Annotated in this window: 10 protein-coding genes and 1 pseudogene; 5 read left to right on the forward strand and 6 right to left on the reverse strand. The window is 68.9% G+C overall.

Annotation, left to right across the window (positions count from 1 at the left end; translation table 11 throughout):
• Positions 1-33: 33 nt before the first annotated feature.
• A complete protein-coding gene (locus QP090_RS23955; protein ID WP_285941468.1) occupies positions 34-297 on the reverse strand; it encodes a hypothetical protein in 264 nt (87 codons plus the stop codon).
• Positions 298-640: 343 nt separating this feature from the next.
• Between QP090_RS23955 and QP090_RS23960 the strand changes: the two genes are divergently transcribed.
• Complete coding sequence (locus QP090_RS23960) at positions 641-1,057, forward strand: hypothetical protein (RefSeq protein ID WP_285941470.1); 417 nt, start codon at positions 641-643, stop codon at positions 1,055-1,057.
• Between the two features lie 534 nt (positions 1,058-1,591).
• Positions 1,592-5,230, forward strand: coding sequence for a protein kinase domain-containing protein (locus QP090_RS23965; protein ID WP_285942781.1), 3,639 nt, complete (start codon positions 1,592-1,594; stop codon positions 5,228-5,230).
• A gap of 384 nt (positions 5,231-5,614) precedes the next feature.
• Here QP090_RS23965 and QP090_RS23970 read toward each other — a convergent pair whose 3' ends face one another.
• From QP090_RS23970 to QP090_RS23980, 3 genes and pseudogenes are all read right to left on the reverse strand, one after another.
• Positions 5,615-5,998: a hypothetical protein gene (locus QP090_RS23970; RefSeq protein ID WP_285941471.1), complete on the reverse strand. Its 384-nt coding sequence runs from the start codon at positions 5,996-5,998 to the stop codon at positions 5,615-5,617.
• 165 nt (positions 5,999-6,163) lie between these two features.
• Complete coding sequence (locus QP090_RS23975) at positions 6,164-8,191, reverse strand: GmrSD restriction endonuclease domain-containing protein (RefSeq protein ID WP_285941472.1); 2,028 nt, start codon at positions 8,189-8,191, stop codon at positions 6,164-6,166.
• A gap of 521 nt (positions 8,192-8,712) precedes the next feature.
• A pseudogene (locus QP090_RS23980) lies at positions 8,713-9,293 on the reverse strand (transposase family protein).
• A 224-nt stretch (positions 9,294-9,517) separates the two neighbouring features.
• On the opposite strand from QP090_RS23980, the gene QP090_RS23985 reads away from it, so the two are divergent.
• From QP090_RS23985 to QP090_RS23995, 3 genes are all read left to right on the forward strand, one after another.
• A complete protein-coding gene (locus QP090_RS23985) occupies positions 9,518-11,545 on the forward strand; it encodes a WD40 repeat domain-containing serine/threonine protein kinase (RefSeq protein WP_285941474.1) in 2,028 nt (675 codons plus the stop codon).
• A 22-nt stretch (positions 11,546-11,567) separates the two neighbouring features.
• Positions 11,568-13,565, forward strand: a complete 1,998-nt coding sequence (locus QP090_RS23990) for a WD40 repeat domain-containing serine/threonine protein kinase (RefSeq protein WP_285942782.1) — start codon at positions 11,568-11,570, stop codon at positions 13,563-13,565.
• Between the two features lie 380 nt (positions 13,566-13,945).
• Entirely contained in the window at positions 13,946-14,467 is a 522-nt protein-coding gene (locus QP090_RS23995; protein ID WP_285941476.1) for a hypothetical protein, read from the forward strand.
• Between the two features lie 87 nt (positions 14,468-14,554).
• On the opposite strand, the gene QP090_RS24000 is transcribed toward QP090_RS23995, so the two are convergent.
• A complete protein-coding gene (locus tag QP090_RS24000; RefSeq protein ID WP_285941477.1) occupies positions 14,555-15,379 on the reverse strand; it encodes a hypothetical protein in 825 nt (274 codons plus the stop codon).
• Between the two features lie 3 nt (positions 15,380-15,382).
• Positions 15,383-16,354 carry an RICIN domain-containing protein gene (locus QP090_RS24005; protein ID WP_285941479.1) on the reverse strand — a complete coding sequence of 324 codons (972 nt, stop codon included), beginning with the start codon at positions 16,352-16,354 and terminating at the stop codon, positions 15,383-15,385.
• Positions 16,355-16,776: the final 422 nt, after the last annotated feature.

Raw genomic sequence — 16,776 nt, forward strand, 5'->3', positions numbered from 1 at the left:
CGATCGGTGAAGGTCCACTTACGGGCGACGAGGTCACGGCGCCAGCGCAGGATCGTCGCCGGAACAACCGGAAAGAGTTCGGCCCACCGCCGGCGGTGGGACCAGCCGGGACAACGCAGCAAACCAGAGCCGGTCGCCATGACCCCAGCGCGGCCGACCTGCGACCTGACGGCGCAACACCTGGTTCTCGTGACGGAGCACCAGCAACTCGACGTCCTCGGACAGATCAGACCGGACCAGCACCACCAGCAGCCCGAGCAAGCCCCGAACCGCCCGGTACAACACCGACAACAACACCTCGAGAGGATCGCAGTGCCTGCCGTAGCCCCGCAGCAAAATCCCAGCTCAGAGCACGAAACCAAGTATTCGAGCGGTACACGGTCCAGGTTCCAGCGATAGGCCTGCTGGCACGGACTGTCAGCGTCCTGCCCGCCAGTCGCCGGGTGTTGGATCCAAGCGGCGGGCGAGGCCAGCCGCTTGGAGTTCGCGGTGCAGGTCAGGAGGCTTACGGGCGGCGGGTTCGGGACGAACCGGGTAACATCGATCACATCTCGGCACGCCAACCTCATCTGACAGCGCCGCATCTCATTCAGGACGGGCCGATCACGACGGTCGCGCATCGAGGATGAAAGCGGAGTTCATGCAGAAGATCATGATCACTGCAGTGGCGGCCGTGCTGACGCTCGTCCTGACAGCCTGTAACGGCGCCGGCGAATCCGCGGCGGAGCCCTCGTCGCCCGCCGACTCCGCACCCGCGACGGTGGGCACCCCCGCTCCTGAAGGCTCGGGCGCCTCGGCGGACAAGCGGATCGGGTCGGTGTGGGGTCGGCTGCACCACTTGACGATGGGCAGGTTCATCGTCGACGACGTCGCCTTCTATACCAGCAACGAGACCGTCCTGTACGTCGCCGGAGGCAAATGCCCGAACGGCTCCGCTCCGATCAATGTCAGCAAATGCTCAATGGCCGGGTTCGAAGAGTGGATAAAATCCACACCGCACAACGCCATCGTGCGCTTTCACGGTCAGGTCGCCACCCTCATCCGCGAGACGCAGTAGCACCTGCCCTCAACCGGTCGTAGCAATTGATTCTTCCGGCTGTAGTTCTTCTCGGGAGCTCGGCCGGGGGACTGCTGTGGGGGTGTGCACCTGCACCGACCCGGTACTGCACCCCGGGCATGCCGCCGAGCCGTCGGGTGTCCGTGCCCGCACCCAGATCAGCTCGCCTTGGCCCACCACATCCTCAACGACCGGCGGGGGCGGTCCAGAGAACAACAGCTTCACAAGATCGTTGATCTCCTGTGTGACCGATCGCGACACCTTGAAACCAGGCCGCCGCCACCGAATATACAACAAAGCCCAAAGAGCGATATAGCCATTACCTGGACAGACCCCGACTTACGGAAGCGTAGTGCTCGATCCGAAAGGACGGATGGGTACCGAAATTCTGCAGGGCGAGCTCGTGGTGAACTTCGCTCGTTTGGGTGGCGTCACACCCGTTGGTGATCGATTGTGACGTTGTTGGTTCCACATGAGGCCGGCGGGTGCCGGCCGGGGCTCGGGGAAGGGGTGTCGGGGTTGGTGGATCGGTTGGTGCCGGGAGATCCGGAGCGGGTCGGGGAGTTCTGGCTTGCGGGTCGGCTGGGTGCGGGTGGGCAGGGTGTGGTGTACGAGGCTTATGGGCCTGATGGGGCACGGGTGGCGGTCAAAGTACTGCACAGTGCGTCGGACTCGCCGCAGGATCTGGAGCAGATGGGGACCGAGGCGCGTGCGGCGCAGCGGGTCGCCTCGTTCTGTACCGCGCGGATCGTGCAGGTGCGGTTGAAGCCGCCGCGGCCCTACATCGTCAGTGAGTACATCGACGGGGTGAGTCTGCAGGCCGCCGTGACCGGGGCCGGTGACCGGCAGCCGCGCCGGTTCGGCGGGGATGAGCTGCACCGGCTGGGGATCGGGATCGCGACGGCGTTGACGGCGATCCATCAGGCCAGGGTGGTGCACCGCGATCTGAAACCAGGCAATGTGATGCTGGGGCCCGATGGTCCCAGGTTGATCGATTTCGGGATCGCGCGAGTTGTGGAGACCCACTCGGCCCCTCAGGGCGGCGGGCTGGTCGGGACGCTGCGGTACATGGCGCCGGAGGTGTATGCGGGTAAGCGGGCGGGGGCCGAGGCCGATGTGTTCGCCTGGGGCGCGATCATGGTATTCGCCGCCACCGGGCGGCACGCCTTCACCGGCAGCGACCTGCCGCAGATTGCTCATCAGGTCCGCAGCCACGAGCCCGACCTGTCGGCGCTGCCCGAACCGCTACGTGCGCTGGTGGCCGCGGCACTGGACAAAGATCCGCTGCGACGCCCGTCGGCGCGGGCGATCCTGGCGGCACTGACCGGCGATCCCAACCAGGACACCGGCGAACCGCAGAACCTGGTCAGGTGGGCGGCCGGGCGGGCCGCCCCGCACAGCGGATGGCAACCGGGCGACCCGGCACTGGGGAAACTCGCCGAGGACATCTACAGCGACCTGCCGTCCGAAGAGCAGCGCCTGGTCCCCGAGGTGTTCCTACGGTGTGTGGTGCCCGGAGAGGAGACGGGGGAATGGTCCATCCGCCCGGTGCCGGCAAGGGAGTTGTTCGACCGTCCTGAGCCTGCCGCGCTGGAGCGGGTGGTACGGGCGTTCGCGCCCCTGCTGACCATCACCGGTGATCACACGCCGGACCCTGCCGGACCACAGCCGTCCCCGCGACCGGCCGAGCGGGTCCTTTTGACCCGCCCGGCGCTGCCGCGGGCCTGGCCCCGACTCCACGACTGGCTCGACAGCCATCGCCAGGACCTGGCTGCCCACCACCGCCTCCGCCAGGCCGCTCACACCTGGGACAGCAACGGTCGACGCCGCGGTGACGTGCTGACCGGCATCAATCTCGATCAAGCCATGCGCTGGGCCGGCACCGGGCACCCGCCCTTCCCCAACCGTGCCGAGCGCGGCCTGCTGGACGCCAGCACCCGTACCCAGACCGCCCGCACCCGCCGCACCCGCATCGCCGCCCTGCTGCTGGCCGTCGCCACCCTGCTGTCCCTCACCGCGACCGGATGGGCCGTCCAGGCGCAACACACCGCGACCCGGCAACGCGACACAGCCACCCGCCAACGCGACACCGTCGTGTCCGACCAGCTCCTCACACGAGCGAAGCAGGCCACCGACCCGACGGTTTCGGCGCTCCTTGCCGTAGCGTCCCGGCGCTTCCGGCAAACCCCCGAAAACCGCGCCGGCCTTCTCGACATTCTGGCCAAACCAGAACGCGCGGTCCTCAAAAGTCACACCGGCGATGTGGATTCGGTGGCGTTCAGTCCCGACGGCACCACCCTGGCCACCGGCAGCGGCGACAAGACCGCGCGGTTGTGGAACGCGCGCACCCACCAATCCATCTCCCTCACCGGTCATACGGCCCCCGTGGAGTCGGTGGCGTTCAGTCCCGACGGCACCACCCTGGCCACCGGCAGCGGCGACAAGAGCGTGCGGTTGTGGAATGTGAAAACTCACAAACCGATCGGCACGCCCCTCACCGGCCACACCGACTCCGTGGAGTCGGTGGCGTTCAGTCCCGACGGCACCACCCTGGCCACCGGCAGCAGCGACGGAACCGCGCGGTTGTGGAACGTGAACATCCGCCAGCCGACCAGCGCACCCCTCACCGGCCACACCGGCATCGTGGACTCGGTGGCGTTCAACCATGACGGCACCACCCTGGCCACCGGCAGCGGCGACAAGACCGTGCGGTTGTGGAATGTCAACACCCACAAACCGGTCGGCACACCCCTCACCGGCCACACCAGCGATGTGTTGTCGGTGGCATTCAGTCCCGACGGCACCACCCTGGCCACCGGCAGCAGCGACAAGACCGCACGGTTGTGGAACGTGAACACCCACAAACCGACCGGCAAGCCCCTCACCGGCCACACCAGCATCGTGGACTCGGTGGCGTTCAACCATGACGGCACCACCCTGGCCACCGGCAGCTACGACAAGACCGTGCGGTTGTGGAACGTGAAAACTCACAAACCGATCGGCACACCCCTGACCGGCCACACCGACTCCGTGGAGTCGGTGGCGTTCAGTCCCGACGGCACCACCCTGGCCACCGGCAGCAGCGACGGGACCATGCGGTTGTGGAACGTGCACACCCACCAGCCGACCGGCAAACCCCTCACCGGCCACGATGTGGGTTCGGTGGCGTTCAGTCCCGACGGCCGTACCCTCGCCACCGTCGGCAGCACGGACGACACAGTGTGGTTGTGGGATGCGCGCACCCGCGAACCGATCGGCGAACTCTTCACTGATGACCAAGACACCGAGCAGGTGGTGTCGGTGGCGTTCAGCCCAGACGGACGTACCCTGGCAACCGGCGGCTATTTCGCCACCGTGCGGTTGTGGAATGTGAGTTCCCGCCAGCCGATCGGTGAACCCATCACCCACAGTGGCGGAGTTTATTCGTTGGCGTTCAGTCCCGACGGCACTACTCTGGCCACCGGCAGCATCGGCATGGACGATAAACTCAACCCCGGCAGAGCCGACAGGGAGTCCCTGCGGTTGTGGAATGTACGAGACCACCGCCAGGTCGGTAAATCCATCACCAGTTACAACGTGTATTCGTTGGCGTTCAGCCCAGACGGCCACACCATTGCCACCGGGAGCTACGACAAAACCGTGCGTTTGTGGAATGTACGCGACCACAAACCGACCAGTAAACCCCTCACCGGCTACCCCAGCATCGTGGATTCGTTAGCGTTCAGCCCAGACGGCCATACCGTGGCCACCGCCGGCGGGAACGAGGAGAAGAACGTGTGGTTGTGGGATGTGCGCAACCAGCAGCCGATCGGCGCACCCCTCACCGGCCACACCGACTTCGTGGAGTCGGTGGCGTTCAGTCCCGACGGCACCACCCTGGCCACCGGCAGCAGCGACAAGACCATGCGGTTGTGGGATGTGCGCACCCACCAGCCGATCGGCGCACCCCTCACCGGCCACACCGGCAGCGTGGAGTCGGTGGCGTTCAGTCCCGACGGCCACACCATTGCCACGGGGAACCCCGACGGCATTGGGTGGTTGTGGGATGTAGCGATGCCCGAGGACAAGGAGCTTGCCGGTTTCGCCTGTGAAATGGCTGCGCGTACGCTGACACACCAGGAATGGACCCAGTACACGCCACCCGAGGTCAAGTTCCGTAAGGTCTGTACCTGACCGCACCACCACTCCCCCACCCACTCAGGCCACTGGAGTACGCATCACGTCCTTCCACTACACGACACCCCGCCTACCGTGTTCGCTCGTTGTTCGCTCGGGGGCACCGGTACCGGCCAACAGACGACGGCACAGCGCACCACGCAAGTGACGCTCGATGCGGACAAGGCGATAGCAATTAACACCGAGAGCACTGTTCTGACATGAGAGCAGTGGGCTCTTAATCCGCGGGTTCGGGGTTCAAGTCCCTGACGGCACACCCACTCTGACCTGGGCAAACGCAAGCACCACAGCGTTTGCCCATCAGCGTTTCTGGGGTACTTCGTCCCCACCGCCGCTCAATGTTCACTCGCGGCCCCCAGCCCAGACACAGCACCCCGCGGATCACACGCGATGCGCCACCCGGACCACCAGCGAGCCGTATGCTTCATTGGCGTGGTCCAGGGCTTGTCCGGTGGATCGTGTGTTGATCCCTAGCAGGGCTGTGACCAGGGTGATGGCGGCTGGGTAGTTGGGGCGAGTTTGTCGTGGCGGGTGGCGATGCCACGCGCCATTGCTCGAGTCGGCCGATGCAGCGTTCGACCAAGTCCGCGGCAGGATCGTGATGATCCGGAGCCCCTCGGCCTTGAAAACCTCACTGAACGCAGTGATGAGCAGCGGATCGCAATCGTGAATCAGGAACCGCAGTGTGTCGATAAGGTGGCCCAGGTCCACGGCAAGGTTGCGGGCCTGCTGAACTGTCCACGCCCCGGTCGAGTTCGCGCTCACATCGCCCAGATGAATCCTGCGGGTTACCGTGCTCGATGAACACCAGCACCCACAGCCGCTTGAACAGTGAGGAACTGGCGCCAGGTCGGCCCGGCATGGCACGGGGCCGATGCCTGGTGCAGAGGTCGTGCCCTTGTGGCCGAACACCGCGGGCAGGATCCTGGGTTACAACACAGCAAGCTCCGCGAGCGTATCCGTCCGCAGTCGCCTATGTTCGGCAGCTCTCCCGAGCGCATCGAACGTAAGCCCTTCCTTCTTGAGGGTCTCGCGAGGATCGTCGGTGCGCCCCTCTTCCACCCAGGCGAACCCATCCGTGATGCGTCCATCCGCCTGCAAAACACGGTGTGCATTTGGGAGCGGGGTGCTGGCCAAACGGCGGCCAATGACCCTGGCGTGGGCGCCGACCAGGGCCGCCAGATCACCGTACGTCGTCCACCAGCCAGAGGGCAGCGCGGCAAGTGCGCGCTTGATGACTTCCCAGTCCGGCTCGGACTTGTGGCCCCGGCCCGGTGGGCCGGGCCACTCGGCGATAATCCGCTCGGCCAGCCCCTCGGAGCGGGCGTGGATCTGTGGCCGGCCCCAGCGGTTGCAGGCGGCGATCTCCTGGTTCAGGCGGATGCTGCTTTTACCGAGTTCGGTGCGCTTCCAAGCAAACGGCTTGTTGCTCAGCATGGAGTTGTAGCCGGTCAGGGTCAGGTTGCCGAGAGTGTGGACGACCGCCTCGTGCACCTCTTCCAGGTCTTCTCCCGCTTCTAGGTCTCCTTCCAAGACGGCTCGCCACTCCGGGCTGACGGTACGCGGCAGGACATGCTCGATGGTCAGCCTGTCCCCTGCCACAGGCTCGTTGCTGCCGTAGGATTCCTCCAGCCAACGCAGCACTAGCCACCGCTGCTGGGCACGCCCATGTAGGTAGAACGGCACTGTGGGAACGGCGTCACGGACCTCGGCATCGGTCGCGAAGTACTTGCGGCCCGTCGACAGGTAGCCCAGCACTGCCTCATCCACTGGCAGGTCGCGGTCTAGCTCGGTCACCAGTGACATCAGGATCCGGTTGACGTTCTTGGTTGGCTGTCCGGTCAGCAGCCTGCGGACCAGGAAGCTCTCCACGTAGCGCAGGGCGCGCGCCACCTGTTCGGCATTAGCCTCACCTCGTGCACGGCGGTCCAAGGCATACAGGACGAATGGATAGACCGTGGTGGAACCCCAGGCACCGAGCCGCTCCAGCCGGTGCCGCACCACCGAGTCAGCTTCCTGCTGCGGCTCGAGAATGATTCTCAGGAGCCGACCGAGTACAGCGAATCTTCCTACCTCTGCCTCGATCTCCTCCTGGGTCAGCCGCTCAAGCCGCCGCTGCTGACCGGAGTAGATGTCGGTCTGCTTGGCCTTCTGGTCCCGCTGAGCCAGATCCAGCCAGAACAGCAACTCAAGCTGCTCGCTGGTCAGGCTCTCCTGTAGTGGCAGCCACAGCGATTCGTACACCACCTCCGACCTTGCTCCCAGCCGCATGAACAGGTAGTTCCGCAGCAGGTCGCCCTGGGTGAGACGCAGGCCAGTGTTGTTGAGGGACTCGAAGATGCGGTGGGCGTTGTCACCGGCCTGAGCCGTCACTGACACCAGGGCAAGGCCAGAGATAACCGCGTTCTCGATCTGCTCGATGTCGTTCGGATCTTCGAGATCGTCCACGGTGACGAGTTGTGCACGGAAGAACCGGTAGGCCCGTCCCACCGGGTCCTGCCCGCCTGCCTCTGCCGTGGCGTCCAGGCAGGCGCGGAAGGCCGCCCGGTCAGCCTGCGTCGGTACGAGCTTCATCCGCTGCTGCTCGGGCTTCCACTTGTTCACCAGGAACTGCTCGTTGATCCGCGCGCGGTGCTCCGGCCCGTCATGGTCGGCACGGTGATCACGAATTGCACACAGTAGGAGCGCCAGTGTAGTCAGCCGCTGCTGCCCGTCGATTACCAGGAACTCCTGCACCCCTGCAGGTCCGTTCGTAGGACTTGGGGCCAGCACTAGCGACCCAATGAAATGAGTGATACCCGGACGTTCCGCTCGGTCCTCAGCTAGCTGCTCAACGTCGTCCCACAACCGCTGCAGTTGCTCGGTCTCCCAGCCGTAGGTCCGTTGGTAGAGCGGCACCTGGTACTGCTTGGACCCCTCCAGTAGTTCCTGCAGAGTCGTTTCGCGTGCCGCGACCACAGTGCCCCTCCCTGGCTCATCAGTGTTGATCAGACCATTGTGACCGCCTCAGCTACCGAATCGCACCCCTCCCCTCGCTTTCGGCAGGCGCTGACGCCCGTCCAGTATCGCCGCTGAAGTGGATCAACCTCACGTCACGACCTCGAGCCTCGTCTCGGTGAGCAGCCACCTCCAGCCGGGTAAACCTCTCGGGCCTTCGGGACGTCCTCCTGACACCTCGTCGCACCAGCTCCCACGTCCGATTCCTGTAGCGCGGCAAGCCGAAGATGAAGGATGTGGACATGGCAGTGGGACGTTACCGATCCGTCTTTCAAACTGATCTGCCAGCGGGCGATGCTTCCTCTTAACGAGCAACAGGTCCGGTGCTGGCTTGGACACAAAGGCCTAGACCAAGAATCGTTTGACAAGGGCCGTGCTCGGGTGGGACCCGATGGCCAACTGATGCTCGTCCTAAAGGCTGTCCCGTAATGGAGAAGCGCGGCCGGGCACGTTGCCCGTGAGCGGCCCGTCCGGGGTCGTGGTCAGCCGGCCATCGCCAGGTTGCGCATGAGGGCGACGCCGTGGGTGGCGTGGAGGACGCCGTCGCGTTTGCGTCGGCAGTTGCGCAGGATGTTCCACCACTTCATGTGCGCGAAGGCGTGCTCGACGCGGGCGCGCACGCGTTTGTGAACGGTATTGCGTTCGTGCTGCCAGGCTGGCGGATCGCCGCCATCGCGGGGCCGCCGGTAAGGCATGATGACCTGCCGGTTTCCCTGGTAGCCGCCGTCGGCCATCACGTGTGCGCCCCGGCAGGCCGCTTCGGCGTCCGAATCACGGCAGGCGGTGCAATCGTTGTGGTTTCCTGGCATCGAACGTCCGATCGCGACGACCAGTCGGGTGTTGGAGTGGGCGACGACCCGGTGCGCGGCCGATTTCCACCCCGAACAACAGCGCGACCTGCCCGAGCGTGAGGTTGGTGCGGTAGTACACCGCGATCAGCAGTACGCGGTCGGCCGGCGGCAGGCTGCACCGCCGGCCCGTACCGGCCTGCTCACCACCACGAAACGATCCGCACCAGACGGCGGAACCGCCGCACCGACAGGCCAGTGAACACCGGCACCACTCGTCCCGATCGGTCCTGATCACGTGCTCCACAGCGAGATCAACGACCGAGATCGTCCCCCGATACGGGACAGCTTTTGGGCAAAACCTACATAGCGGACAAATGCGCCAGACTACCCCAATTAGAAGGGGCGAGGAAGGTGGCGGCGCAGTGACGGATGATCGTGGATGCCTCCGCAATGGCCAATCAGACGATACTGTCTATTTGAGAAAAGGAGGTGTGCCGTGAGATCCTTGGAGGCGTCCGATCCCGGCCAGATCGGGCATTACCGAATGCTCGCCCAGCTCGGCCGCGGAGGCATGGGACGGGTACTGCTCGGCAGCGGGCCGGACGGGCGGCTGGTCGCGGTCAAGCTGGTCGACGAGCAGCTCGTGCACGACGACCAGTTCCGCGGCCGATTCCGCCGCGAGGTCCGCGCCTCCCGCCGGGTCTCCGGGGCCTACACCGCGGCGGTGATCGACGCCGACCCCGAGGCGGCCGAGCCCTGGCTGGCATCGGTGTACGTTCCAGGCCCGTCGCTGCAGGAGGTCGTCGCCGCGACCGGGCCGCTAGCGGCCGGACCGGCGCTCCGGCTGGCAGCCGGCCTCGCCGCCGCGTTGATCGAGGTGCACCGCGCCGGGCTGGTGCACCGCGACCTGAAGCCGTCCAACGTGCTGCTCACCGAGGACGGCCTGCGAGTGATCGACTTCGGTATCGCGCGAGCTGTCGAGGGCGAGGACGGCACCCAGCTCACCCATACCGGCGCCCTGGTCGGCACGCCCGGCTTCATGTCCCCGGAGCAGGCCCTGGGGCGGGACCTGACCACCGCCAGCGACGTCTTCGCGTTGGGCTCGACACTCGTGTACGCCTGCACCGGCCGCGGCCCATTCCACGCGCGGAGCACCCCGCAGACCCTGCAGAACGTGATCCACACCGATCCCGTGCTGGGCGACCTGCCAGACCGGATCCGCGAGATCGTCCCGGCCTGCCTGGCCAAGGACCCGGCCGCACGGCCGGAGCCCGCCGAACTGCTGCGGTCGATCGGCGAGGTACCGCCGTCCGCCCCGCCCTGGCCGGGCCCGGTGCATGACACGATCGCGCGCCAGGACGCCGAGGTCGCCCGGTTGCTTCAGGCCGCGGAGGCCCCGGCGCCGCACATCCCGCCCGCACCGGCGCCCACGCCCACGGCCGTCGCGCCGGCTCCGGACAGGAGGCGGTTCCTGCTGATGGCGGGCGGCGGCGCCGCCCTCGGCCTCGCCGCGCTCGGCGGCACCGCTGCCTGGGCACTGCGCGATGACGGCGAGCCGGCATCCGGTCGGAAGAGCACGTCCGGCGGGAGCGGCAGTACGGACGCGAAGCCGCTGGCAGTCCTGGAAGGCCATGCCGGATCCGTGCACCATGTGGAGTTCAACGGCTCGGGTGATCTCCTGGTCACCGCCGGGGAGGACGGCACTGTACGGCTGTGGGACGCCAAGGCCCGGCGGCCGTCCGGCCAACCGCTCAAGATCGCCTCCAAGTCGGCCCTCAAGGCCAGGTTCGACAGAGCGGGGCGGCTGCTGCTCACCGCCAGCATGGACGGCGGCGTCAAGGTGTGGGACGTGCGGACCCGCCGGCAGATCGGCGCGACCCTCGGCATCCCCATGTTCGACTTCACCGACGACCCGGCCCCGGTGAGCGACGTGGCCTTCAGTCCTGCCGGGGACCGGCTGGCGGCCGTCGGCTCCCACCTGAAGGTGTGGGACACCGATTCCCGCAAGGAGGTGGGCGGGCTCACCTTCGACAAGGCGAACATCATGTCGTTCATCGCGTTCAGCGGGGACGGGCGGCTGCTGGCCGTCACCGCCTATAATCTGGTGCGGCTGTGGGACGTGGAGTCCCGCAAGGAGGTCGGGCAGCCCCTGCGCGGGCACACCGTCCAGATCACGCAGGCGGCGATGAGCCCGGACGGCCGGACGCTGGCGACCGGGAGCGGCGACCTGACCGTGCGGCTGTGGGACATCCGGAGTGCGGCTCCGCTCGGTGAGATAGTGCGCGGGAACGACCACGCCCCGCAGGGCATCGCGTTCAGCCGGGACGGCCGGCTGCTGGCCACCGTCGGTCACGACGCCACCGTGCGGCTATGGGACGTGGCCGGACGCAGGGAGGTCGGGAAGCCGATCGGCATCACGGGCAAGGCCTCCGCCGTGGCGTTCAGCCCGGGCGGGGAGGTCCTCGCCGTCGGCGGCGACGAGAAGGTGTGGCTCTACGACGTCGCCGGCCGCACCCGCGCCTGAGCCACTGGTGAGCGAGGTGACCATGCGACCGCTCGCCGCGTCCGACCCGGAGCGGGTCGGGCACTACCGGATGCTCGCCGAACTCGGCCGCGGCGGGATGGGCCGGGTGCTGCTGGGGTCCGCGCCCGACGGGCGGCCGGTCGCGGTGAAGCTCATGCACGCCCGGCTGACCGGCGCCTCCGGCTTCCGGGAGCGGTTCCGCGCCGAGGTAGCGGCCACCCGCAGAGTGTCCGGCGCGTACACGGCCGCCGTACTCGACGCGGACGCCGACGCGCCGACCCCGTGGCTGGCGTCGGTGTACGTGCCGGGGCCGTCGCTGCGGGACGCGGTCCGGGCGGCCGGGCCCCTGCCGGAGCCGGCGGTGCTGCGGCTGGCGGCCGGGCTCGCGGCCGCGCTCGTGGAGATCCACCGGGCCGGGCTGGTGCACCGCGACCTCAAACCGTCCAACGTGCTGCTGGCCGCCGACGGCCCGAAGGTCATCGACTTCGGGGTCGCGCGGGCGGCCGAGGGCGACGGTGGCGAGGGGCAGACCGGCGTCCTGGCCGGCACGCCCGGGTACATGTCGCCGGAGCAGGCCGAGGAGGGGTCGGCGACCGCGGCCGGGGACGTCTTCTCGCTGGGGTCGGTGCTGGTGTACGCCTGCACTGGTCGCGGCCCCTTCGACGGGCCCGGCCCGGCGCAGGCGCTGTACAACGTCGTGCACGCCGAGCCCGACCTGTCCGCTGTACCGGACCGGCTCCGCCCGGCCGTCGCGGCCTGCCTGGCCAAGGACCCGGCCGGGCGGCCGGCCCCCACCCGGCTGGCGACGATGGCCGGCGCGGTCGCCCCGGCCGCGCAGCCGTGGCCGCCCGCGGTGCAGCGGATGATCGACGAGCGGCGGGCCTGGATCGGGTGGGCACCCGGCCCGGAACCTGTGGCGACCCTGGTCGACACCCGCCGCCCCCGCTCCGGCCTGTTCACCGCCCTCGTCTCCCCGCGCGGCGCGCTGGTGGCGGGCGGCGTGCTGGCGGCATGCGCGGCGGTGGCCACCGCCCTGGTGGTGGCGCCGTGGTCGGGATCTGCTGCCCGGAGCGACCCCGGGGCGCACCGGTCCGCGGCCCCGCCGCAGAGCCGCTCGCTGCGCGGGCACACCGCGTCTGTACGCGACCTGGTGTTCACCCCGGATGGCCGGACGGTGGCCAGCGCCAGCGACGACGCCACGGTACGGCTCTGGAACGTCGCGGACGGGAAGCAGCGCCGTGCGCCCCTCGACCACCCCGACGGCGTCAACGCGCTGGCGATCAGCCACGGCGGCAGCGTCCTGTACACAGCGGGCGACGATGGCGACCTCCGCCTCTTCCCGATGTCGGGCAAGGGCGAGCCGGGCGACCTCGACATCGATCTCGGGCCCCTGACGTCCCTGGCCCTGAGCCCGGACGGCCGCGTCCTGGCCACCAGCAACACCGACCAGTCCGTACGGCTGTGGGACCTGGACGACCGGAAGGTGGGCCCGCTTCTGGAGACCGGCGCCGGCACCGTGCAGGCCCTGGCGTTCGCCCCGGACAGCCGGATGCTGGCCATCGGCACGACCGGCACCGAGGAGGATCCCGACACCGGGAACACCCGCGGTGTGGCGCAGCTGTGGGAGGTGTACGACCGCAAGAGGCTCAGCGGGAACCTGTCCGGGCACGACTCCTGGATGGAGGACGTGGCGTTCAGCCCCGACGGGCAGACGCTGGCGACGGCGGGCGGTGAGACCACCCGCCTGTGGAACGTGGCCCGGAGCCAGCAGACGGGCACTCCGTTCCGGTGCGACGGCCGCTGCCATACGGCGGTGTTCAGCCCGGACGGCCGCATTCTCGCGGCCGGAGGCTCGGAGGGGACCGTACGGCTGTGGGACGTGACCCGCCACCGGCAGGTCGGCCCGGCGCTCACCGGGCACGACGGCGCCGTCCTCAGCGTGCGCTTCAGCCCGAACGGCCGTACCCTCGCCACCGGCGGCCAGGACGGCACCGTCCGCCTGTGGGAGGTGCCCACGTAGGAGCGCGAGCCGGTCGGCTCCTACCGGCCTTCCGGCGCAACACCCGATTCTTGAGGTTCCCCCCGTTCCAAGGCCGCTCACGGTGAGATGGGTCAGCCCGTCGGCTGCGAGGCCGGCCCCGGTACTGGCCGGCACCGACCGGCACGCGAAACCGGCTTCGACACAGACAAAGTGGCACGGTCTGCCCGGCTTGAGCCCGCCGAGCCGCCTGCCTGACCTGCGATGAACGATTCCGAACAAGTTCGCACGGACCCGTACGGGCCGTTCTCTTGCCCGGATCCGCGCCTTCCGGCGAGTGTCGCACCATGTCCCGCCGGCCCCCGACCGTCCTCGATCGTCCTCGGGCCGGCGGCCTGTCGACCACCTTCACTGGAGGAGACTTGGCAACCAAGACCATTCGCCGCGGCTCGCTGCTCGCCGCCGGTGCCGCCGTCGCGGGGGCCCTGGCGCTCGGCGCCGCCCCCGTCGCGTCCGCCGCCCCGGCCGCCCCGACCGACGGCGGGACCACCCTGACCGCCACCCGAAGCGGCGTCAACGCGGCCGCCGCCGCCGTCATCACCTGCAAGGTGCGGATCCACGACCCGCACTACTCCCACCACGCGCACGCCAAGGACAAGCACCGCGTCAATGTCACGGCGGACACGAAATGCACCAAGAAGGTCGCCTCGCTGCGGATCAAGATGCGGCTCTACAAGAACGGCAAGCCCTACAAGACCACCGGCTGGAAGAGCAACACCGGCAAGAACACGATCTCGCACAGCGCCGCGCGCCGCTGCGTGAAGAAGCAGCGGTACCAGGGCCGCGCGTGGGTGCGGGTCGTGTTCCCGCCCGGCTACAAGCCGCCGACGGGCTCCTCGACAGTCACGAGCAAGGCCGTCACCATCTACAAGTGCGCCAAGTAGCGTTCGCGGCCTGAGCTTCCCGCCGCCCCGTTCCGCCTCGGCGTACCGCGTCCGGGCGGGGCGGGGCGGCGGGCGTCCGGTCGCCGTTCAGCCGCCGTTGACGTCGTCGCCGTGCTCGCCGAGCGGATCGCGCGGGCTCGCCCGGACGGTCTCCAGGCGCGGATCGTCCAGCAGCTCGGCGACCAGCGCGGCGGAACCGCCCACGTACGTCGAGTCCAGTTCGATGTCGGTCGCCGCGCACCACGCCCGGTCGGCGGGCCAGAATACGTTCGGGGACTGCTGGAAGAAGTATCCGGGCCCCCGGTCTCCGATCTCCGACGCCGCCGCCAGCGGTCCGGCCAGCAGCAGGTGGTCGCGCCAGGGGAGGCGCACCCGCGGGCCGTCCAGCAGCTCGCGCGGCGGCGCCGGGAGCGGCGGCGGCGCCGGGTCACGGGACGGCGGAGGGCCGCCGGGCTCCGCCGACTCGGCCCGGAGAACGCCGGTGGCGGGCGAGCCGCCGAGCCAGCCCCAGCCCTCCCAGATGCAGAACAGGCAGTCGTCCGCCCGGCCGGTGTGCCGGGCGAGCACCGCGCACAGCGCTCTGAGCTGAGGCGCCGCCAGGGTTCCCCGGGCGGGCGGCTCGTCCCAGGGAGCGGGGTCGTCCGGCGTCCCGCGCCGCAGGGCCGCCAGCGCGCGGAACTGGACGCGCGGATGGATCGCGCCCCCGGCCCAGGACGCCGCGGCGTCCCACCGCACAGGTCCGCCGTCCGCGTCCTCGGCCGGATGCAGCACGCGCGCGTACGCCTCGAAGCAGGCGGGCAGCAGGGCCGCGACCACCGACGCGTCTCCGGTCACCTCCCGTTCGAGCCAGACCGCCCGCGAGGTGTCGGTCAGCGGGCGGGGCGGACCGGGCGGCACGGAGTCTCGGTCCACGTGTCATTCCTCCGCAGTCAGATAGAACGTGAAGTCGGCCGGACGTTTCGCGGCCCGCGCCCACCCGTCGGGCCGCTTCGCGCCGAGCAGCGCCCGGCTGCCCGGATCGGCGGCCGGGCGCAGGACGAGCCGGGCGGGCAGCCAGCTATGCCGTTCCCCCGGCATGGGCGCGACGAACATCCGCTGCGCGCGTTCGAACGGCTCGCACGCGCTCATGCGGAGAACGCTCCCGGACGCGGTGGGGTCGACGGTCATGCATTCGGCGTCCGCTTTCGAGCGAGCCGCCTGGATCCGGTAGAAGCCGTCGAACCGTTCGAAATAGAAGCGCTGCTCCGGAACGGCGCGGCAGTCCTCCTGGATGAGGTGGACCCGCCGCTCCCCGCCGTCCCGTAGTCCGACGCACCCTCCGGACGGCCCGGTGTGGATCCGGTACCAGCCCGCGCCGACGCCGCCGCTCGTGATCGCGCGCGGACGTTCCGGCCGCGCCGTCTCCGCCCTGATCGTCGGAATGCTCCCGGCAGTGCACGCCAGGACGGCCACCCCCGCCGCGACCGCTCGCGCGAGCAGCCGCCGCTCACGCCCCTTCCGTGCCCCGGGCCCGGGCCCGCCCGTACCGGCGACCGCGTCCCTCCGCAGGTCCGGCGGCAGGTCCCCCGCAGCAGCTGGTGAAGCGGTCGCCTGGCCGGTCGCGCCGCCCATGGCGATCCGCCGCCGCGCCGCGATCCACACCTCCACGGTCGCGTCGTCGCCTCCGCAGGCCCGAACGAACGCCGCCAGCAACGGCTCAGCCGGAAGCGAACCGCGCCGCAGGGCCGTGGCCAGTGTGCTGGGCGGCAGGTGGTCTCCGCGCCGCGCAGCGCGGCGGGCCAGCTCACGGTAGGAGAGTCCGGACCACGCCTTCAGCCGGCAGGCCGCGCCGACCAGCTCCGCAGCGGTCAGGGCATGCCGCGGCGTCGGCCGCGCGTCAGTCATCATCGAGCCCCCGAGCAATCAATGACGAACGTTTCCCCGAGCGCCGCGGCACCCGAGGGCGTCGTCGAACCGCGGCGCCACCGACGACGCTCTAGGCAAGTATCACCGAACGCGAAGCGCGACCGCAGGGCCTGTGAACGGAATCACGACCGTCTGACCATAACCGGACACGCCAGAACCATATGCCCGCTCCGGACGTCGTGGCCTACATCGATTAATCCGCTATTTGCCTTCGAACGGGGTGACCGATCTCCTCCGAACGAAAATGGTCGTCGCCAAGCGCAAGGCCAGTCACAACAACACAGCGGCTGATCATGCGACGAAAACTCATCCTACGGCGACCATTCCGACATGCTTTATAGGACGATCACAACCGAGATCTAATGGGATTTTACCGCCGTGATCGATTCGGACAGCGAGGATTT

Source organism: Actinomadura xylanilytica, assembly GCF_030283145.1.
Lineage (GTDB): Bacteria > Actinomycetota > Actinomycetes > Streptosporangiales > Streptosporangiaceae > Spirillospora > Spirillospora xylanilytica.